This window comes from Rhodomicrobium udaipurense JA643, from assembly GCF_000636015.1.
Lineage (GTDB): Bacteria > Pseudomonadota > Alphaproteobacteria > Rhizobiales > Rhodomicrobiaceae > Rhodomicrobium > Rhodomicrobium udaipurense.
Genome location: NZ_JFZJ01000033.1, coordinates 1 through 21,290 on the forward strand (window position 1 = coordinate 1; position 21,290 = coordinate 21,290).

A 21,290-nucleotide genomic window follows, 5' to 3' on the forward strand; every position below is an offset into this window, starting at 1 on the left:
TAGTCGGACGCTGTAGTCATAGTCGTTGTGGGTTCGCGGGATCAGCTTCGGTGTCGCGGTACTCCCCCCGGACAGATTGAAAAAGGCGACCTCGTCGGATGCCGAGGGAGCGTAACAATTCGCCCCCTCGGACGGCGTATTGATCCAGTAGTCAAGGCTTGAGCTGGAATTCGTTTCTCCAAGGAACAGAGCCACCGAGAGATTAGGCGATATTTCCTTGATGACATCCACAAACGCATCGTCCGAGAACAGCGGATTGGCGCGGGTGCCGATCAAAAGGCGGGGCGCGATTTGTCTTGCATAGGCAGTCAATTCAAGCTTGCGATGAACGAACAGTGCATTGACCGGCGCCACGCCAATCTTCAGCAGGGCAAAGAAGACGATATAGAATTCCGCGACGTTTGGAAGCTGTACGAGCGCTGTATCGCCGACCCTCATGCCTCGCGCGACCAAGCGTCCAGCAAGGTTTGAAGACAGTTGATCGATGTCGCCATAGCTAAACCGGCGGTCTCCGCAGATAATAGCCAGATCCTTCGCACAGTCTTTTTTTCTATCCTCTATTATTTGACTCAAAGGACGACCCAGCCAAAGCCCCTCCGCGACATAGAGTTCAGCCATATCATTCGGCCAGCGACTATATTCTATATTCATACCGAGCCATCCATACACTAGCGAATTGCATATCAGCTCAAATAATGTCTTGCAACGAGATATCGATAAAATTTAATAGATGTTTTTGTTATTGTAATAAATACAAGGCCGTAAATATTATAACTGTTATAAATTTAGAATATATAACTTGCGCTAATTACTTGCCTCGCCCTACATTATCTTGATTTTACTTTCATGACGTATTGCATTTGACGGTACACTTCGATCGATCGTCAATCTGCTAATCTGACCAAGGTACATGCGTAATGAGAGAGCTTAGCGCAATGCAAGCTGCTTACTGGGCTGGCAGAGCTTCCAGTGGCCCCCTTGGAGGGGTCGCGGCGCATCTTTACGCGGAATTTGACGGCAACGAACTCGTAGCGGATCGCCTGCGCTGCGCATTGGACTGCCTTGGTTCAGTTCATCCTATGGTTTGGCTTACTGTTGATGCAGACGGTCGGCAAAGCATCCGCGAAGGATAGAGAGATGCCGGTCTTGGAAACGGAGGATTTGAGCGCCTTGCGGGGCACTTCGCTGCATCGGCACCTGGCGGCGAAGCGTCGGGCGTGGGCCGAGCAGGCGCTGGATCTGATCGAGGGGCAGGCGACAGCCTTCAGCCTCAGTCTTCTGCCTGGGGGGCGAACGAGATTGCACGTCGACGCGGACATGATCGCCATCGATCCAGTCAGCTTCCGCGTCATGATGGATGATCTCGCGGCTCTATACCAAGAGCCTCAGTCGAACCGCACTGGAGGAGCGCGCTTCTTCGACTGGCTCGACAGCATGAGCGTTGAAGCCGAACACAACAGGCAGCGCGAGCGGGACCGCCTTTGGTGGCAGGAGAAATTAGCCGACCTCCCCCCGGCTCCTCTCCTTCCCTTACGCCCGGATGGAAGAGCACGGCGCAAGAACCGTCGCCTGGCTACACGACTCTCTTGCGCGCAACGACACGCTCTTGAAAACGCCGCGCGAGCCTTGCGGGTCACGCCGACGACCCTGCTGCTCGGGCTTTTCGCCATAGCGCTTGGGCGCGCGACGCAATGCGACCGTTTCCGGCTTAATCTGCCGATATTCTGGCGCGCTCCGGCTGTCGGTAACGAGGACCAGCTCGTCGGGGAGTTTTCCAACCTGCTCATCGTGGCCATCGATCTTCACACAGTCGATACAGCAGGGGCGCTTTGCCAGGAGCTTCAGACACAGATCTTCGAACTTCTTGCTCACTCGGCCTATCCGGGCGTTAACGTCATGCGTGATCTATCCCGGAGGCGAGGAGATCTGGAGGTCTCGCCCGTGGTGTTCTCGTCCGGGCTCAGCTCAACGGTGGGGGAATTGTTTTCCGAGCGTGTCCGCCGTGTGTTCGGCAAGCTGAACTGGGTGACGTCGCAAGGTCCGCAAGTCACCCTGGATGTTCAAGTGGCAGTCGTCGACGGGGGGCTCCTGATAAATTGGGATGTGCGCATCGATGCCGTCGCGCGCGACTGGGTCATCGATCTTTTTAACTCCTATTCGCGATTGCTGCGAAAGGTGAGCGATCAGCCAGACCTTCTGAGCGCCAGCTTGAGCCGCCTGAGTGACGAGTTTCAGCTAGCCGGTCGTTCGGGCGACCTCGTTTCGAGATCGGCCAGCGATGCAGAAAAAATGGTGGTCCATCTCATGAAAAGGCTCTGTGGCGATCGGTCCGTCATTGAGGCGGATACCGACATCGCAACGATCATGGCGGAGAACGAACTTGCCGATTTTCGTGGCTTCATCAATCGCTACATCCCCTCTTGCGCGCTGTCTGAGGAAGACTTTCGAACACATAATACCCCCCGCCGTATCGCCGAGTTGATGCGCAGGCGCACGAATGAAATCTCGGAATTGATTGCGGGCGCTTTCCTGAAATCCGTGTGCTCCGACGCTCGAACAGGGGATGCCGAAATTCAAGACCAAAGACGTCTGCCGACGCACTTTGGCGATGGCACGCCGTACCGAACAAAAAGGTCGTGATAACGATGAGTGTCGAGGAAAGCGTCCTCGTGCGGCCATTGACGAAGCTGCAACAAGCTTATCTGCTTGGGCGAGAAAAACATCTGCCCCTCGGCGGTGTGGCGATGCAGGAGTTCCGGGAATATCGCGGCCGAATCGATCTCGACAGGCTTCCCGAGCGCCTCGCGGAACTCGCAAGATGTCATGAGAGTCTGCGAACGCGGATTGATAGCGTCAAGCTCGTCCAGCAGGTTCCTCCGGACGCGGCAATCAATTACGAGGAAGTCGACCTTCGGTCCTGTGCACGTTCGGAGGCGTTCGACCGGATTGATGAGCTTCGCAGCGATTTCGCTCATGAGCTGTTCGACCTTGCCGCTCCTCCTTGGCGCGTAGCCGCGTTTCGGCTGTCAGAGCCCGATGATGGCGATCCGTGCCGAGACACGGGAGTCGTCTTCGTCCGCTTCGATGCGCTCATTCTCGATGGCCAGTCGATAGCAACCTTGATGATCGAATTGTTCGGCGCGGAAGCGTTCCACTTGGAGGGAACGAAATCGCCAGCTATCGCTTCGTCTTCGCCCGAAAAAGCCGCAAGGGCCAAGGATGGCGACTACTGGCGGGAAAAACTCGCCCATGTTACCGATCCGGCGCAGTTGCCTTGGAAAAAGCCTCTCGAAACCATCGCTTCGTCGCGATACGACCGAGCAACCCTCATCATAGACCGCGACAGCTTCGCGAAATTGTCCTCAATCGGAGCACGCCACGTCCTTTTCAAGAACACGGTGATCGTGGCCGTCATCCTTGAGGTGCTTTCAAAATGGCAAAAGGAGGGGGCTCTCTGCGTCGGCGTGCCGGTGGCACCTCCCGCATCGAAATCCTTGAGCAACGAATCCAGCTTCATCGCGGTCAGTTGGGACAGACGGGTTGGCTCGATACTTGACCGAACGCGGATGCTGCAAACCGACATACATGAAGGGCTGGCTCATCTCTCGTTTTCGGGCGTCGATATAGCGCGGCTTCTCGTCAATACCCATCGCCAAAGCCCGGCGCTCCCCGTCGTCGTGACCAACGGTCTCTCCTGGCCGACCCTCCCTGCGCAAACACTCGTGCGACAGCACGCTGGGCTTACCCAAACGCCGCAAATTGCGATGGATATACGCCTGACGCTTGATCCGGCGAAAAACCTTGTCATCGACATCGATCACGCCCGCGAAGCTATTGACAGGGAAATCGTGCTTGATCTGCTCAAGGCGCTGGAGCGCGCGATCAAGGCGATTTGCTCGGCTGGCGCACTGGCCTTCGAACACAGCGACGTCGTCGATCTCCAGCACTACCGGCACAACACGGCCCGGCAGGAACTCATTTGCAGTAACTACCTGCAACGCATCGCCGACAACATGTTCAGCCTCCGCGCTTCGAAGACGGCGCTGGTTTGCGGTGAGCGACGTCTTTCCTATCGGGATCTCGGACTTGATGTCGCCAAAGCGATGGCGTCGCTTAGGGCGCACGCAATCGGCAGGGGCAGCGCCGTTGCAATCTGCTTGCCCCGCTCTCCCGAGCACATGGCGGTCACACTGGCCAGCGCTTTTACAGGAGCGATCTGGGTGCCGATCGACGCCGCGTCGCCGCCGGATCGGTTGCACTATATGCTCGAAAATTGCAGGCCCGACATCGTGATCGCTTCCAGCCTAATCGCCGGCTTCAAGACTTTGAGCGTCGAAGAGATGATGGCCCAGGAAGCGCCGCGCGATCCCTATGCCCTCGCGGAACCGCTTACCGCACTCTCTTCGAGCGAGGAGGCAGGCTATTACCTCTACACATCCGGGACTACCGGCAAACCGAAATGCGTCGTTCTCTCGAACAAGGCAACGTCGAACGTCATCGAACAGACCATCGATGCCTGGAATGTAACCGAGCGAGACGTTTTCATGTCGGTGACGCCGCTCCATCACGACATGTCGGTCTTCGATATCTTTGGCTGCCTGACCGCAGGCGCGACCCTGGTCTATCCGGAAGCCGCCAAGGAGAAGGATGCAATCGACTGGAACCGGCTTATTGCCGAGCACCGTGTCACAATCTGGTGCTCCGTGCCTGCGATTCTCGAAATGCTCCTCGCTTGTCGGCGAGGCGGCGAACTCAAATCTTTGCGGCTCGTTGCGCAGGGCGGCGATTACATCAAGCCATCGGTGATCGACGAGCTTCGCCAGATGAACGCAACCTTGCGCCTGATCTCCCTTGGAGGACCGACGGAGACGACGATCTGGAGCATCTGGCACGAGATCGGATCAGACGACATTGGCCAAATCCCCTATGGACGGCCTCTGCCGGGAAACAGCTATTTCATAATCGACGATATGGGAAACCATTGTCCGGCAGGCGTCACCGGACGGATCCATACTGCCGGCGTAAATGTCGCGCTCGGCTATATTGAGAACAGCGGCCTGCATCAGACAGATTTTGTCACCGTTGCCGATGAGAACGGGCTTCAGGTGCGCGCCTTTCGTACCGGCGATTGTGGCCGTTATCGCAAGGACGGCACGATCCTCTTTTCGCATCGCGTCAACGGCTACATCAAGATCCGTGGTGTGCGCGTTTCCCTGTCAGACATTGAAAGCGAACTGGTCGAGCACCGTTCCGTGCAACGCGCGCTCGTCGTAGACTATGGGAGCGAGCATCGTGGGGAAGCAGCTATCGGCGCGCTCTACGTTGCCAGACCAGGAGCGGATGTAACGGCTGCCGAACTTCGTGCATTTGCCAGAAGGCGATTGCCCGAGTTTCACGTGCCGACAGTCTTCACGCAAGTAGACGACCTGCCGCTTTCGCCGAACGGCAAGCCTGATCGGCGGCGCGCCCGCGAGCTTTTCGTTTCGGAAAGTGACCGCGAGCGGAAAACCGGGAGCGCTTCAACGCTATCGACGACCTCCGACAGGGAGCGGCGCGTGCTTGCCATCTATCTTGAGGTTCTCGGAGCATCGGCAGATGGGCCGGATCCAGGAACGCAATTCATGTCGCTTGGCCTGCTGCCGTCGCATCTGCATGCGGTTTCGCTGCGAATGAGTAAGGAATTCGGCGTGGAACTCTTACCGAAGCAATTGCTGAAGTGTCGGAATGCGAGGCAGGTCGCAGGCTTGTTGCCGCCTCAGTCTGAGAAAATCCTGTCAGATTGCAACACCTAGAGCCTGCGTTAAGTCGGCATCGATTTGGCGCAAACAAGCTGATCGACAACACAAATCTACAGCGTCGTCCTGCGTTTGTTTTACCGCACGATGCTGTAAGTTCTCACGCTCATCATCGATGAGGTATTTCATGCACGATATCGACCCGGGCAACGGCTGGATGCCGTTGACTCTGCCTCAGCTCGATTTTTGGGAAGAGTTCCTGTTTCATCCTGATCAGCCGCTTTCGACCGTTGCCCACTGTCTTGAAATCGATGGTGAAGTCGACCAGCTGGCCTTGCTGCAAGCTATCGCCCAAAGTGCTCGTGAAGCCGAGGTTCTATCTATAAGGTTTCGCATACCGGCGGAAGGAGAGGCGCCGCTGCAACGCTGCGAGCCGGATCTCATTCCCACGCCCGACTACGTGGACCTACGCGAGTTTCCAAATCCGCTCGCAGAGGCGCGCCGGCGGATGGATCTCGATGTCGCGGCGAAGCTCGACCTTCGAACTGACATGCTCTCCACACAAGCGCTGTACCGTATCGGTGCCAAGCGATACCTTTGGTATAGTCGCGCTCATCACATCATCGTGGACGGCTATGGCCTTGCCCTGATCGAGCAACGATGCGGCCAACTCTATCGCCATTATCGGGGGGCGGAAGAGCCCGGCAGTCCCTTCCACCCTTTCGCCAGCTTTATCGAAGAGGAAACAGCCTACAGGGAAAGTGCTCGATGGCACGCCGATCGGGCTTACTGGACGAACTATCTCGCCCAGGAGATCCCCGTTTCCGTCCTCGACAAAAGCAACGAGGATTATGGAGGAGGTGGCCACCATTCCGATGATAAACTTGAGGACGAAGTCTTTCGAAGCATCTGGGATCTTGCCTCATCCATCGATCTTGGCTGGCCGGACGCTCTGAACCTTCTGACGGGCGCCTATCTGTACCATGGCCTCTCTCCCGAGGAAGGCGGAGGCGGAACGAGGCTTACGCTCTGGTTGCCGTTCATGAGCCGCTGGGGCAGTGTCGGCGCCTACACCCCGGCGATGCTGGTGAATATCCTCCCTTCCACCTCGCCTGCGACCCGCAGGAAACTCTATTGGATTTTCTGGCGCGCAACGCCGTGGTGCTCAGAAAACAGCGGCTCCACGGGCGGTTTCGCATTGAGCAGATTGCGGCCGATTGAGGAACAGGGCAATATAAGCGTCGCTGCCAGTCAGAAACAACTCCGCTCGAAAAAGCGGCACGCGCTCGGGATCCCAAGTTGCACTTTGGCGCGCCAGCACGGCTTCGATGAGATCATATCGCGAGCCGACGACCCGGATAGCCACGCATTCGCTTTCCCGAGCAGATATGTGTCTGCGAAGCCCCTCCTCTTCGTCGAAGTAATAGCGGGCGTTCAAATCTGGCATCGCAGATCGACGATACAAGCTTAGATGCGTTGAGGGTTCCGCTCAGACGATAGATCGCGCTTTGGACGCGGACTGCATCAGGCTCCTGCTGTTGGAGAAGCCATATCCGCCCTTCATGCTCAGTTGGATGACGATTAATTTCGGAACTTTTCGAAGATACTTCTCTGATTGCATCTGTTTAATTATAACTAAAATAATTCAAAAATATAAAAATACTTGAAATATGTCTTGTCGCAGGACAAACCTGTCAGTAGCATCTCTCGTCACGTTCGTTCACCTGAATGAGCGCCTGTTTCTATTCGACAAATCTCTGGAAAGGTCGGAGAATGCGCCTCGTTGCGACAGCAGTGGCTACTGTCAAAGATCCAGTCCGCGTCATCGAAAGCGCATGCGACCATTTCTCGGATCATGACGCGGAGGTACAACACGAAGAGGCCGCTTATGTCGTAACGTTTCCCTTCGGCACGGGCTATCTGACAGCGGAGGCCAACACGATCTCATTGCGCGCAGAAGCCGACGAGATGCTGGGTCTTTATTATATGCGGATGGCGCTTGCCGGCCACATCAAGGAACTGGCTGGGGAGCCCGAGCCGGACATCGTCTGGTCTGGCGACGGAGGCGATATCATGACGCCGCCGAATTTCCGGCTGATCCGGGTTCGCGCGATCCGCGACATCACTCCGCACATGCGGCGGATTACCTTCGCAGGGGCGGACCTCCCCCGCTTCGCCTCAGACGAGGATCTTCATATGGGCCTCGTCATCCCGCAGCCGGGTACAACGATGGTTGTACCGACGATCGGCAAGGACGGTTTACTGTGCTGGCCCGAGGGGATGGCGCGGCCTGTCATACGCCGGTACACGACGCGGCGCTGCGATCCGCAGGCCGGCACGATGGACGTTGACTTCATACTTCACGACGACGCCGGGCCTGGCGCGGCCTTCGCCGCAAACTGCAAGCCGGGCGACGTGATCGGTGTCGCGGGGCCCTTCGGCAGTTCGGTTCCGCAGGATCGCGGCTGGTATCTTCTCGCGGGCGACGAAACGGCACTTCCCGCTATTTCGCGGATGCTTGAGTTTCTGCCGGAGGCCGCGCGCGGCGTAGCGCTGATCGAGGTGGCGGACGAAGCGTGCGAAGTGGAAATCGCGAACCGCACGGGCATCGAGCTGCGATGGCTGCACCGAGGCGGTGAGGCGCCCGGCACGACGACCCTTCTGGCCGATGCCGTTCGGGGCGTCGAGTTTCCCGCCGATACTTCCTCCGTATACGCATGGGTCGGCTGTGAATTCGATGCTTTCAAGTCCATCCGCGCCCATTTGCGCAAGGAGCGCGGGCTGAAGAAAGGGCAGCAACTCGTCGTCGCCTATTGGCGGAAAGGCGCGAGCGATGAGGAAGTGGCCGAAACACCCCAGCGGGACGATTGAGGCACCGGGAAGAACACCCGCCGCCCCTGGCCCCGCAAAGCTCTTTTTCGCATCATCACGCTATCGGCGGAGCAGACCAGCGTCCGCCGAAGCCGGCGGCATTTCTGCTGCCGGAACAGCGACAGTTGTCGTCGCCGCGAAATCGCTTGCTCCATATGAAATCGTTTGGCAACGCATCCAGTATGAAGAATTGGTCTAATTATAACTCTATTATCCATAGCGAACTATTATAAATGTATAAGCCACACTAACGACAAAACTTGCAAGAAACTGATCGTAGATAGTTGAAATACTTGTCTCTGCAATTCATCCTTCGCGCGGGCACTCTAACGGGCACTTAGGAGAGTAACTGGGCATGTTGTGGGGCAGCAGGGCGGCTTATGCCGCAGCGATGGCGTTTGCGTCGACCTTGGGTGTGGTATCGGCAAGCGGGCAGTCGGCGTTTGCACAAGAAGGGACGGTCGCACTCGATACGATCACCGTGACCGGCGAAAAGATCGAGCGCGATATCAAGGACACCGCGTCTTCGGTAAGCGTGATAAGCGCGGAGGATCTCGCGAAAAAGCAGAGCGCGACCTCTGTAGCCGACGCGATAGCCGATACTCCTAACGTGGTTTACACCGGTACTGTCGGCGTTCCGGTCATTCGCGGTCTGAATGCGGAAGGGCCTAATTCGGCCACAAGCGCCTTCTTTGCAGGTACCATTCCTCGCGCGACCATCAATCTCGACGGCCACTACCAGAACTATTGGGAATTTGCGCTCGGCAGCACGTCGATCTGGGACGTTCAAAGCATTGAGGTCTTCCGCGGTCCTCAGACCACATCGCAAGGGGCGAACGCCATTGCGGGCGCTATCATCGTCAACACCAAGGATCCGACCTTCACGCCGGAAGGCGCCTATCAGGTCGAGGCTGGCAGTTACGGCAAGCTCCGAACTTCGATCGCAGCGTCGCGCCCGATTATCGACAACGAACTCGCCGCACGCATTTCGATCGATTACTGGGGCCGCGACACATTTATAGATTATATCAACGGGAACGCGGCTAATTTCGTCCAAGGCGACACGGACCAGCGCTTCCGCACATTTAATGCTCGCGGCAAATTGCTTTGGACGCCGACCGATATTCCCGGTCTGACGGCGAAGCTCACCTATGCGCACACCTACAACAATCGCCCGACGACGGAGAGCGCGTCGCCTCCCTATGACAAGCTGGAGTCAAATGCGACCTCCGGTGTCGCGAGTTGGGAGCAAGTCACCGACAGCGGTGTCCTCGACCTCTCCTACGATCTCGGGACCGGCATCAAGCTTTATAACCAGACCCAGTATTCCGAATCCAACGTGGATCGCGTTCTAGCGGTGCCAACGACCGGGGCCGCGATCATCGGCGAAAAGAACCTCACGAATGAAACGCGCGTGACCTGGGGCGACAGCACAACAAAACTCAGCGGTGTGACAGGGGTCTTCGTTTCGCATACGACATCGGATGTGTGGCTTAACACCCGTGGCATTTCCACTTACGACGACGAAAAACTCAGCCTGGGAGTGTACACGGAGTCGACCTACAAGCTCACGGATCGCTGGTCGCTGACTGGCGGGTTGCGCTATCAACGTGATAACGTACAGCGTGAAGGTGTGACAGCGGTTGGATTCGGATCCCACCCGCTCGACTTCGACGAGACGTTTCAGGCGTGGCTGCCGAAAGTATCGCTCGCCTATGAAATCGTCCCGGGAATGACGGTCGGAGCGATGTTCAACAAAGGCTACAATCCTGGTGGCGTAAACTACGATTTTTACAATGGAAAATACACAACTTTTGATCCGGAAACATTGAACAACTATGAACTGTTCACGCGTGCGCAGCTCCTCGACAACAAGCTGACGCTCACAGGTAACCTATTCTATACCGACTACAAAGACGCGCAGCGTGTGCAGTTGGCGGAAGGCGCTACCGATATATCTGACCTCTACTACGTCGTAGTGAACGCTGACTCCGCGGAGGCCTACGGTCTGGAGGTTTCGGCAACCTATCAACTGCGGGACGATCTGCGTATCAAGGGAGGCGCGGGACTGCTTCAAACCAGGATCAACAAATACACCGACGCCAACGGAAATTCGGTGAACGAGGGTAATGAGTTCGCTAGCGCTCCCGGCTACACGCTGAGCGCGGGCATCGAGTGGGAGGTCATTGAGAAGGTCAAATGGTCCATCGATGTCCGGCATGTCGATGGCGCCTATTCGACGGACAACAACTCGCCCCTCTACGAAGTCAACGACTACACCGTCGCGAACAGCCGCATCTCGTATGAGTGGCAGCCGGAATTCGAAGTCTACGCCTACGCGAACAATATTTTCGACGAGCGGGAGGCGACATGGCGTTATCGTGGACGGTCCGGCGAGATTTATAACGGCACAACGGCTGTCGTAGGAACCATGCTTGAACCGCGCATGATCGGCGTCGGCATCAAGGGCAAGTTCTGACGCAAATCAAGTTTTCCGCCGGCTCAGGTGATGCGTGCGGCGGGACTTTTCAGAGGGAGGATCCGGAGTGCCTCAGAGCGCCCCGGATCGTCGTCATTCAAAAGGGACCATCCATGCGATTGCCGATCCTGCTTGCGCTCGTTTTCGCCATCAACGCCGCCGCCTTCGCGGGAGAACGCACGGTCACCGACGACGTCGGCAGAGCCGTCACGATCCCCGACGAACCCAAGCGCATCGTCGTCATGCATGAGCCGCTGCTCGGCGTGCCACTGATGGACCTTGGCGTGAGCGTTGTCGGCGGTTACGGCCGTACGGACGATGGCAAGTTCGTCAGCATCGATTTCATCGACACGGTTCTCGGCAAGGGGCTGCCCAAACCGAAGGGCATCGGACCGTTCGGACAGGTCGACCTCGAACGTTTGCGTGCGCTCAACCCGGACCTGATCATCGGCATGGAGATCGACGTCGACAAGGTGGCGCAGCTTTCCACCGTCGCGCCCGTTTATCTTCAGAAGGTCAGCAACGGCAAGACGCGCGGCATCCGCGTGGAAGAAGAACTAGCGCAGCTCCTTGGTCGGCAGCAGGCGTTCGCGGAGCGCATGGCAGTCTACCGCGCCCGCCTCGAGACGGTTCGAAAGGTGCTGCCCACCGATCCGACCGGCAAGACCTATCTCGCGGTATTCCTCACCGATCAGCTCAACGCAGTCGGCGACATGTCGGGCGCGATCCAGGCGATCGAGGATCTTGGCTACACGCCACTGAAGCTGCCCCAATCGTCTGCCTCCGGCATGGGCTCGACATTGCTCGCACCGATGAATCCGGAGGTCTTCGCGCGGGCGAATCCCGATCTGCTGATCGTCATGAACACCTATATCGGCGCCCGCGATGAAGCCGGAACGCGCGCCGCCCTCGACCGCATCGTGCCGGGTTGGGATCGGTTCACGAAGCCGGTCCGCGAGGGAAATGTCGTGTTTCTCGATTCGTCGAAGGTCACGACCCCGACGGTGGCCAGCGCGCTTCACACGCTGGACGCCATTGAGGTCTGGGCGAAGAAGCGCCGCTAGATCGGCATGCGTTTGGACCCGATTGACGCAGAGACGCTGATCGACAACAGAAATCTACAGCGCGTCGCGCCCCGTCTGATGCACGGCACGACGCTTCGTCTTTTTCTGCGAAATTCAGGCTGAACGCATCTATCCTCACCTGCGCCTGCTCGAAACGGACAGCGTGACGATGAAAAGCGGCACGCCGATCAGCGTGAGGCTGAGGCCGATGGGCAGGGGAAGATTGCCGAGCAAGCCGCGTGCGAGAGCATCCGCCGCCACGACGAGAATGCCGCCCATCAGCCCGGACAGCAGCAGCCGTGGCCGACCGACCGCGGGGGATATGAAGCCTGCGAGATGCGGGGCCAGCACTCCGAGGAATGTCAGCGGACCAACGGCAGTGACGGCCGACGCGGCCAACATCACGGCAAACACGAGCAAAACCGGCCGGGACCGGCCGACCGGCTCGCCCAGCGCCATCGCCATCTCGCTTCCGAGATCGTAGGCCTGAAGCGCGCGCCCGGCGAAAAAGATGCCGATGAGGCTTGCGACGAAGACAACCGCGAAACTCCCGATCCCGGGCCAACTCGCGCCGAACAGCGAGCCTGCTATCCAGTCGGACAAGGCATAGGATGTCTCCGGCGGGGTATAGAGGAGGAGGAGTGTGTCGACCGACGACAAGACGGTTTGAATTGCGATGCCCATCAGCAGGATCGAAAGCCCGCTCGACCGCTCACCGCCGACGAGCCAGATCAGCAGCAGCGCAACGGCGAGTCCGCCACCCATGGCAGCGAACGCAATGAATTCCCGGGGTGCGCCGGGAGCGATAACGGCGAGCAGCATGATCATCGTCATGGCTCCCTGGCTCAGCCCGAACAGGCCAGGGTCGGCCAAGGGATTGCGCGCGATGGATTGCAGCAGGGCGCCCGCTACCGCAACGCACCATCCCGCCATGAAGCCCATGACGATGCGCGGTAGGCGCACCGTCCATAACGCGTAGGCCTGCTCGTCGCTCAATTCCGTCCCAAGGAAAAGGCGCACGAGGTCCGAAACTCCCGTGTCTGTCCTGCCGAGCCCCGTCGAAAGGGCTGCGAGCAGAATGGCCGCAACGACGAGACCAGCCGCGGCCAGAAGATTGCCTGCCGGGATTTCCAGGCCGGTCGAGAAACGGAACACGGCCTTTCCGTCTGTCGCGCGCTCGCGCCTCATGCAAGCCCCCTCGCCGAGCCGGACAGATAGAACCGCCTCACGATGACGATGAACACCAGGCCGCCAAGCAGGTCCATCAGGACGCCGGTGTGCAGCACATAAGGGTGGAAGGCCGCGCGTGCGCAAAGGTCGGCGAAGAGACAGACGCTAGCCCCAGTCACCATGCAGGCGGGAAGGAGAGCCGAGAGATTGGAGCCGACAAGCGGGCGCAGAATATGCGGCACAACGAGCCCCACGAAACCGATCGGCCCGCAGATCGCGACCGCCGATCCAGAGGCCAGAACCGTCGCTCCGATGGCGAGATTCGAAACGAGATCGACCCTCACGCCCGCCGATGCTGCCTTTTCATGGCCAAGAAGGATCAGCGTCAAGGACCGGGAGAGCGCAGCGAGGAGCACCAGCGCTGCGGCGCCGATCCACCAGAATGCGTAAAGGCGGTCGCCGTAGACATGGTTGATGTTGCCCGTTACCCAGCCGAGGAAATCCATGCGCCGAGCCGGGTCCGACAGCAGGAACGCATTTGCGATGCCGATGAAAAGGATCGACACGAGCGCTCCCGAAAGAATGAGGGCGAGTCCGCGCGGATCAGCCGAGCCACCGGCCAGTCGCGCGATGGCGACGCAGGCGAAGAACCCGAAAAGTGCACCGACAAGCGCGGCCATTCCCTGCGCCGTCATGCCGAAATCGAAGAGATAGGCACCGGCAACGACGAAGACTGTCGCGCCTGCGTTCATGCCGAGCGTCGAAGGCGAGGCGAGCGGATTGCGCACAAGTCCTTGCAGCACGGCGCCGCTCACCGCCATGGTGGCGCCGACGTAGATCGCGATGAGCGCGCGTGGAAGCCGCTGGTAGAGGACAACGGCCCCTTCGTAACTGTCGGCTTCCATGTGAAAAAGCGCGCCGATCGCGCCGGCTGGAGAAATGGAGCCGGGACCGAGGGATATATTGGCGAAGAATGCGAGTGCGAGGACAAAAGGCGTGCTCGCGAGAACGAGGCTCCGCCGCGTCATGCCGCGACCGCTTCCGCGTGCGACATGCGCGGCAAGCAGACGACGCGTCCGTCACGCGAGAAAATGTCGGCTTCGAAATCGAACGCCCGCTCCACGTTCGCCGCCGTCATGGTTTCCTGCGCAGGCCCCGCGGCCACGACCTTGCCATCGCGCAGCATCACGACGTCATCGGCGAAGGCAGACGCCAGATTGAGATCGTGCAGCACGACGATCACGGTCTTGCCATGGCGCGCCGAAAGCTCGCGCACGAGACCGAGCACCGCATATTGATATTTCATGTCGAGATGGTTGACCGGCTCGTCCATCAGGATAACGTCCGCCTCCTGGGCCAGCACCATGGCGATCCAGGCCCGCTGCCGCTGACCGCCGGACAAGGAATTGACCTGGCACCCGGCCTTATCCGCAAGACCGACGAGGTCGAGGATCTCCGCGAAAAGCTGCCTGTCGCGCGCCGACGGGCCGCCGACGAGCGAATAGCGCGAGTATCCCGCCAGTTCGATCAACTCTCCGAGCGTCATGTAGTCGGGGCATTGGCACTCCTGCGGCAGGTAAGCGATCCGCCTCGCGAGCGCCTTGCGCCCGATCAGCCTGATGGGCTGACCCTCGAGCAGGATCTCGCCACCGCTTATGGGCATGAACCCCATGATGGCCTTCAGAAGCGTGGACTTGCCGCAGCCGTTTGGCCCGACAAACGCCGTCACCCGGCCACGCGCAAAGTTCGCGGACAACGCATGCAGGACGACGAGCCGGCCATAACCCGCTGTGATATTTGAGACCTTGAGCACCGGGATTAGATCTCCGTGATCTTACGAATTTTCGCGAGGCTCAAGGTAGATCAGGTCGAAGTTACCTCACAAGGATATTCGTAGCTTATTGGGCATCAAGGAAAGCAAGCCGATAGATCGCATTCGCGTTACATAAATTATATTTATAATAATTCCAAGCGACGAAAGCAAAACCTCTGAAATTTGTTGAAGACTGGTGCTCACCGTTCGCAGGCGGGAGCCGTACCGTCAGTCTCCGTTGCTTGCCCTTGCAACTATGGAGGCAGCGCCGCCCGCCGCCAGAACGGTAGACACAGAAAATGCTTTTGCGAGGCCGCTCTCGTCTGAAAGCCGCCGGTGGCCGGAGCCGTTCGATCGGAAGCTCCGGTCGCGGAGCGCGCGAAACGCGTAATTTGTGGCCCAGACCTATGCGCCAGAGCGCTAGAACGTGAACTGCGGCTGCGGTTCGAAGCCGGGAAGATAATCCGCGGGCGCGTCGAATAGCGGGCGTCCCGAAACGCTGTCGCCGCTCTTTTCATACAGCCATGCGCGGCCAAGCCAGCCCTTGCGTACGACAGCAACGAGTCTTCCGCCATCGGCAAGCTGGTCGAGCAAGGTCTTCGGTTCGTCGGCAACCGCGCCGTTTACCACGATGAGACCGAACGGCTTTTTCGAGGGCACACCTTTTTCAAGCGGTCCCGCGTGAACGTCCACGTTGCTCGCCCCAACAAAGGAGAGGCGATTCTTCATGGCCTCGGCGAGCGCGGTCGACGTTTCGAGTGCGTCGACCTTGGCGGCGAGTCGCGACAGGATCGCCGCGCCGTAGCCCGTTGCCCCGCCGACGTCGAGCACGTGATCCTCCCGGCGAGGCTCCGCCGCCTCAAGGAGCCTTGCCAGCACCATCGGCTGAAGAAGATAACGCGCGGGCTCATCGGCCGCCGCTTCAATGGCGAGCACGCCCTCGTCGATATAGGCGAGGTGCTGTCGCTGCTCCGGGACGAACAGCTCGCGCGGCAGCGATGCAAACGCGTCGAGTATGAGCGGGTCGCGCACCCCGTTCGGCCTGATTTGCGATTCGACCATGTGAAGCCGCGCCGTTGCAAAGTTCATCGTCTGCCGTGCCCCGAAAGTTCCTGCGCCGCAATGGGTAACAAAAAACGGCGCGCGTGAACAGAGGAACGAAAGCCGATTGCATGAGCGCTTTTCATGCGGCGTCGATCATGCTACCAAAGCCTTCTGAGGCCACGTGGCGGAGTGGTGACGCATCGGACTGCAAATCCGCGTACCCCGGTTCGATTCCGGGCGTGGCCTCCACTTCCCGATGTGGGCGATTGGCTTATCTCCGATCGACCCGCGCCAAAGGATCAGGATGCCCCATCATCGCGCACCTCCTCGATGGCAGCGATGACGCTGTTGCGCTGCGTCCGCCAATACCCTGCCTCAATGACGTCAAGAAACTTCGCCCGCATCGCTTTGGCCGCCATCGGGTTCGCCGCTTCGAGAAAGGCCCGCACCTCCTCTTGGCCAAGCGTCGCATCGAAATAGACGTCGAAGTGGTGGCTTGCGACCGCGTCTGCGAGATGCGCGAACAGCGCCATCTGGTCGAGCGTCCACGCGATCTCCGCCGCGCCGCGAAAACCGTGGCGCATTTGACCGGCCACCCACCGGGGGTTCGCTGCGCGGGCGCGCACCACGCGGGCGATTTCCTCGTCAAGCGTGCGCATGCGGGGCGCTTCGGCACGCGCTGAGTCGGCGTGATAGAGCGCCGGTTCGCCGCCGAGCGAACGAGCCGCCGCCGCGAAGCCCGCCTCATGCGCGGCGTAGTCGGGCGCCATGAGAAGGTCCGTCTCCGGCAGATCCTGCGTGTGGACAAAGGCGTCCGCAGCCGAGGCGCGCGCTTCGAGTGCGGCACGGGCGGGCGCGCCATCGTCGCGGCCGCCATAGGCAAACGCGCTAGCCGAAAGCCAGGCTTCCGCCGCCGCCTCGCGCGTCTCCTCCGTCAGCCCGACCACCGCCTCCGCGACGCCCACGCCATAGCTGCCGGGCGCGGGGCCGAAGACACGCGGGCCGCTCGCCTCCTTGAACGGGTTCTCCTCCGCCGGTTCGTCGCGCGCAGCCAACGCCGCGACGGCCTGTTCGAACAGCGCGGGCAGCGCGGGGAACACATCGCGGAACAGGCCCGAAATGCGCAACGTCACGTCGATGCGCGGGCGCCCGAGCTTCGCGAGTGGCACGATCTCGAAGCCCGATACGCGGTCGGATGTGTCGTCCCATACGGGCACGACACCAATCAGCGCCAGCGCCATCGCGAATTCCTCGCCCGCCGTGCGCATGCTGGCCGAGCCCCAGAGATCGACGATGGTCGTGCGCGGCCAATCGCCGTGATCCTGAAGATGGCGCGTCAGGAGCGCGTCGGCGAGGCGCTTGCCTTGAAGTGCGGCGGCGCGGCTCGGCACCGCGCGCGGATCGATCGTGAAAAGGTTACGGCCCGTGGGCAGCACATCGCGGCGTCCGCGCCAAGGCGAGCCAGCCGGCCCCGCCGACACTGTCCGCCCATCGAGTGCGGCGAGCAGCCCGTCGCGCTCGGCGCTCGCGCAGGCGTCGAACGGCATCGCGGCGAGCGCCTCGTCCATGTCTGGCAGAAGAGGCGCGCGGCCGAAGACATGCAGCCCGTCCGCGAACAGCGAATTCTTCACGTCGCACACGAAGGCGTCGAGCTTCACCACGGCATCGAGCGGCGCCGTGTCGTCGGCAAGGCCGAGGTCGCGATCAAGCTTCGCCTCGCGCGCCGCCTCCACGATGTCGCGGGCAAGCCGCTCGCGGCGGCGGGGGTCGAGGCCGTCCGCGTTGGAATATTCGTCGAGCAGGCGTTCCACCGTGCGGAACTCGGGTGGCAGCGAGGCGAGCCGCTGCGGCGGCGTCATGTGGCCGATGGTCACGGCGCCGAGGCGTCGCTTCGCGGTTGCGGCCTCGCCCGGATCGTTGACGATGAACGGATAGGCGACGGGTAGCGCGCCGGTGAGCGCCTCAGGCCAGCACGCGGCGGACAGCGCGACCGACTTTCCGGGCAGCCATTCCAGCGTTCCATGCGCGCCGAGATGCACCAGCGCGTCGATTTTCGCGGCCCGACGCAGCCACAGATAAAACGCCACGAAGCCGTGACGCGGCGGGCGGCGCGGATCGTGATATTCGGCGACGCGGGCGCGCGCGCTGCCGCGTTCGGGCTGGGCCGCCACGATGATATTGCCGAAGCGCGCGGCGCGGAAGCGAAACGCGCCATCGCGACAGGCGGGGTCGGCTTCCGGCTCACCCCACGCGGCGTGAAGCTCGGCCACGAGCGCGGCCGGTAGCGTTTCGAGCGCGGCGCGATAGGAGGCGAGCGGCCATGCAACGGCTTCGGCGAGCAAACCTGCGATCAGCGCGCCGTTGTCAGCCGGGATATCGTCCACCTTGTAACTATCGGCCTTGAGCAGGCGAAGGATTTCCAGCGCGCTTTCCGGTGCATCGAGGCCCACCGCATGCGCGATCTGGTCATCGCGACCGGGATATGACGACATCACGAGCGCAACACGCCGCGCGCCGCGCGCGCTTCGGCGTAACCGCACCAGCGCCGCCGCCTTGTCCGCCACCGCCGCGATGCGCTCCGGCTCGGGCATATGAACCACGCGCGCGAAGCCGAGCTCCGGGTCTGAAGCCTCCGGCTCCTTGAACGACACTGCGCCTGCGAAGATGCGCCCGTCGATTTCCGGCAGTACCACGTGAATGGCGAGGTCGGCGGGGGAAAGACCGCGCTCCGACTCGGCCCAGGCCGCGCGCGACGATCCCGCCAGCGCGACCTGCAACACGGGTGCGTCCGAGGCGTCGAACGCGCCGCTTTCCGCATCGCGCGCGGAAAAGGCGGTCGCGTTCACGATCACGTCCGGCGCGATGCAGCGAAGCGTGTCGGTGAGCCATGCGCGCGTCGGCTGCTCCTTCAGGCTCGCCACGAAGATCGCGACCGTGTCGAAACCGCGCGCGGCCAGCGCATCGAGCAACGCCTCGATGGGCGCGGTGTCGGCGGCGGCGAGCGCGGCGCGGTAGAACACGACCAGGGCGCGAGGCGCACCGCCAGCACGAGGTGGCGCGAGCGGACAACAACTCGGATCGCCGGGGAAAAATCCGTGACGCGGAAGCGGGTGCGCGCCATCCACCGCCGCGACGGCGATACCGGCCGCCCGCGCCAGTTCGCCAAGCGCAGCCCGCGCCGCCGGTGCGCCGCCCATATCGCACAGCGCCTGCAAGCGTCGTAGCGTCGGCAGCGGCACCGTTGAAGCCTCGTCGAGACGCGGATCGGCGCGCCCGTCGCCCGAAACGAACGCTAGCGCGATGCCCTGCGCTTCGGCCAGCGCGCGAAGCTGCTCCACGCCGTAACGCCAATATTCGATGCCGCCGAGCAGCCGGATCAGGACGCCGCGCGCGCCCGAAAGCGTCTTCTCGATATAAAGATCGACCGAAAGCGGATGCCTGAGCCGCGCGAGGTTGGCGAGCCGCAGCGTCGGCAGGTCGGCGCGACCGGCACGCCAGCCAGCCGCGAACGCCGCGAGGTCGCTGTCCGCGAACGACAGGAACACGAGATCAGCGGGCGACTGCCCGAGATCCTCGGCGACCGCCGCTTCTTCGAGGCCATGCCGTTCGCGGAACAGAATGTGCATCACGCGCCTTGAAGGATCGTGGCGATAGCAGCGGCGTCGAAGCCCTTTTCGCCGATGACGACGAGCCGCGAGAGGCGCTCCTCGCCCGCGCGCCATGGCCGATCGAACTGCGCGCGAACGCGGGAGCCGACACCTTGCACGAGAAGCCGCATCGGCTTGCCCGCGATGGCAACATACCCTTTCACGCGGAGGATATTATGCGCGCGGGCCGCCGCTTCGACCTTCGCCACGATGTCGGCCTGTGACGCCTGCTCCGGCAGAGTGATCGCGACCGTTTCGAAATCGTCGTGGTCGTGCGGCTCACCGTGATCGTGATGCGTTGGCCGCGCGTCGAGGTCGTCTTCCGCCGCCGCGCCAAGCCCCAGCACCACGCGCGGATCGACGCGGCCTTCGATTGCCGCAATTACGGGGATGGGGCGCGGCGCTTCGGCCAACACCACCTCGCGCGCGACCGCAAGCCGCGCCTCGTCCAGAAGATCGGCCTTGTTCAGGATCACGAGATCGGCGCAGGCCACCTGATCCTCGAACACCTCGCCGAGCGGGGTGTCGTGGTCGATGCTGGTGTCGCCCGCGCGCTGCCTCGCCACAAGCTCGGGGTCCGGCGCGAAACGGCCATCCGCCACGGCCTCGGCGTCGGCGACGGCGATCACGCCGTCTACCGTGATGCGCGTTTTCAAGTCGGGCCAGTCGAACGCCTTGAGCAGCGGCTTCGGCAGCGCGAGGCCGGACGTCTCGATGAGGATGTGTTCGGGTGGCTCCTTGCGGTTCAACAGCGCCGTCATCGTGGGCATGAATTCGTCGGCGACCGTGCAGCAGAGGCAACCGTTCGTCAGTTCCACGATGGCATCCTCGGGGCAGGTGGGGTCGGCGCAGCCTTTGAGGATTTCGCCGTCGATACCGATATCGCCGAACTCGTTGACGAGCACGGCGAGGCGGCGGCCGTTCGCGTTTTCGATCAGATGGCGGACGAGGCTCGTTTTCCCTGCGCCGAGAAAGCCGGTGACGATGGTGACGGGAACTTTCGCGAGAGACATCAGAGGCTCCTTTCGGGAAGCGGCGGCACGCGCGCGATCAGCGCGCGGCGAAAGCAGGCGGGGCGCTCGTTCCATGGCACGAGGCCGTCTTCGGTTTCGGCATTGGCGATGCAGCCGCGATAGATGCCCGGCGCGTCCTCGATCGTCAGCTCACCGAACATGTACGTCCAGCGATCCGGCCCGGCGATGGCGACGGAGAGGCCGCGATTGCAGTTCGACAGGCATTGCGCCGGTTCGATGCGAAAGCGCGTTTCAGCGCGAGCCTCGTGCTCGGCGGCGAGCGCATCATAGAGCGCGCGGCCGGACGGCGGCGCGGCCTTGTCGGCGGGGTTGCGCCCGCAAAGCACGCATACGAAGACGGTGGCGCGGCGCGCTAGCGGGACTTCAAAGGTTGATGTCGCTTCCATGCTCGTTCCGAGGAGCGGACGGCGAACCGTCCGGCGCGTGCGGCGGG

General features: G+C 61.2%; 13 protein-coding genes, 1 tRNA gene and 1 pseudogene. 7 read left to right on the top strand and 8 right to left on the bottom strand.

What is annotated here, in order from left to right:
* Window positions 1-651: AMP-binding protein (locus T281_RS07020; protein WP_037236445.1), on the bottom strand; the 651-nt coding region annotated here is incomplete at its 3' end.
* A gap of 411 nt (window positions 652-1,062) precedes the next feature.
* Between T281_RS07020 and T281_RS07025 the strand changes: the two genes are divergently transcribed.
* The 6 genes and pseudogenes from T281_RS07025 to T281_RS07055 all read left to right on the top strand — a co-directional run bounded on the left by T281_RS07025 (window position 1,063) and on the right by T281_RS07055 (window position 12,149).
* Window positions 1,063-2,640 (top strand): condensation domain-containing protein, encoded by a 1,578-nt coding sequence (locus tag T281_RS07025; protein ID WP_052037208.1) that lies wholly within the window; start codon window positions 1,063-1,065, stop codon window positions 2,638-2,640.
* Between the two features lie 5 nt (window positions 2,641-2,645).
* A complete protein-coding gene (locus tag T281_RS07030; protein ID WP_199502427.1) occupies window positions 2,646-5,792 on the top strand; it encodes an amino acid adenylation domain-containing protein in 3,147 nt (1,048 codons plus the stop codon).
* Between the two features lie 130 nt (window positions 5,793-5,922).
* Window positions 5,923-6,953 (top strand): annotated as a pseudogene (locus T281_RS07035) (condensation domain-containing protein); the annotation flags it as partial.
* A gap of 576 nt (window positions 6,954-7,529) precedes the next feature.
* A complete protein-coding gene (locus tag T281_RS07045) occupies window positions 7,530-8,606 on the top strand; it encodes a siderophore-interacting protein (protein ID WP_052037213.1) in 1,077 nt (358 codons plus the stop codon).
* Window positions 8,607-8,961: 355 nt separating this feature from the next.
* On the top strand, window positions 8,962-11,085 hold the full coding sequence (locus tag T281_RS07050) for a TonB-dependent receptor (RefSeq protein WP_037236394.1): 2,124 nt from the start codon (window positions 8,962-8,964) through the stop codon (window positions 11,083-11,085).
* Window positions 11,086-11,198: 113 nt separating this feature from the next.
* Entirely contained in the window at window positions 11,199-12,149 is a 951-nt protein-coding gene (locus T281_RS07055; RefSeq protein ID WP_037236395.1) for an ABC transporter substrate-binding protein, read from the top strand.
* 135 nt (window positions 12,150-12,284) lie between these two features.
* Here T281_RS07055 and T281_RS07060 read toward each other — a convergent pair whose 3' ends face one another.
* The 4 genes from T281_RS07060 to T281_RS07075 all read right to left on the bottom strand — a co-directional run bounded on the left by T281_RS07060 (window position 12,285) and on the right by T281_RS07075 (window position 16,194).
* Complete coding sequence (locus T281_RS07060) at window positions 12,285-13,337, bottom strand: FecCD family ABC transporter permease (protein ID WP_037236397.1); 1,053 nt, start codon at window positions 13,335-13,337, stop codon at window positions 12,285-12,287.
* Window positions 13,334-14,347: a FecCD family ABC transporter permease gene (locus tag T281_RS07065; protein ID WP_037236400.1), complete on the bottom strand. Its 1,014-nt coding sequence runs from the start codon at window positions 14,345-14,347 to the stop codon at window positions 13,334-13,336. Before T281_RS07065 ends, T281_RS07060 begins: the two co-directional genes overlap by 4 nt.
* Window positions 14,344-15,132 carry an ABC transporter ATP-binding protein gene (locus tag T281_RS07070; protein WP_037236403.1) on the bottom strand — a complete coding sequence of 263 codons (789 nt, stop codon included), beginning with the start codon at window positions 15,130-15,132 and terminating at the stop codon, window positions 14,344-14,346. The genes T281_RS07065 and T281_RS07070 overlap by 4 nt, the downstream gene beginning before the upstream one ends.
* 420 nt (window positions 15,133-15,552) lie before the next feature.
* A complete protein-coding gene (locus T281_RS07075) occupies window positions 15,553-16,194 on the bottom strand; it encodes a protein-L-isoaspartate O-methyltransferase family protein (RefSeq protein ID WP_199502428.1) in 642 nt (213 codons plus the stop codon).
* Window positions 16,195-16,351: 157 nt separating this feature from the next.
* Here T281_RS07075 and T281_RS07080 point away from each other — a divergent pair.
* A tRNA-Cys gene (locus T281_RS07080) sits at window positions 16,352-16,425 on the top strand.
* A 50-nt stretch (window positions 16,426-16,475) separates the two neighbouring features.
* Here T281_RS07080 and cobN read toward each other — a convergent pair.
* The 3 genes from cobN to T281_RS07095 are packed head-to-tail and all read right to left on the bottom strand — an operon-like array spanning window position 16,476 to window position 21,243.
* A complete protein-coding gene (gene cobN, locus T281_RS07085) occupies window positions 16,476-19,802 on the bottom strand; it encodes a cobaltochelatase subunit CobN (protein WP_037236409.1) in 3,327 nt (1,108 codons plus the stop codon).
* Window positions 19,802-20,836, bottom strand: a complete 1,035-nt coding sequence (gene cobW, locus T281_RS07090; protein ID WP_037236412.1) for a cobalamin biosynthesis protein CobW — start codon at window positions 20,834-20,836, stop codon at window positions 19,802-19,804. The genes cobN and cobW overlap by 1 nt, the downstream gene beginning before the upstream one ends.
* Window positions 20,836-21,243 (bottom strand): DUF1636 family protein, encoded by a 408-nt coding sequence (locus T281_RS07095; protein ID WP_052037211.1) that lies wholly within the window; start codon window positions 21,241-21,243, stop codon window positions 20,836-20,838. Before T281_RS07095 ends, cobW begins: the two co-directional genes overlap by 1 nt.
* Between the last annotated feature and the right edge of the window lie 47 nt (window positions 21,244-21,290).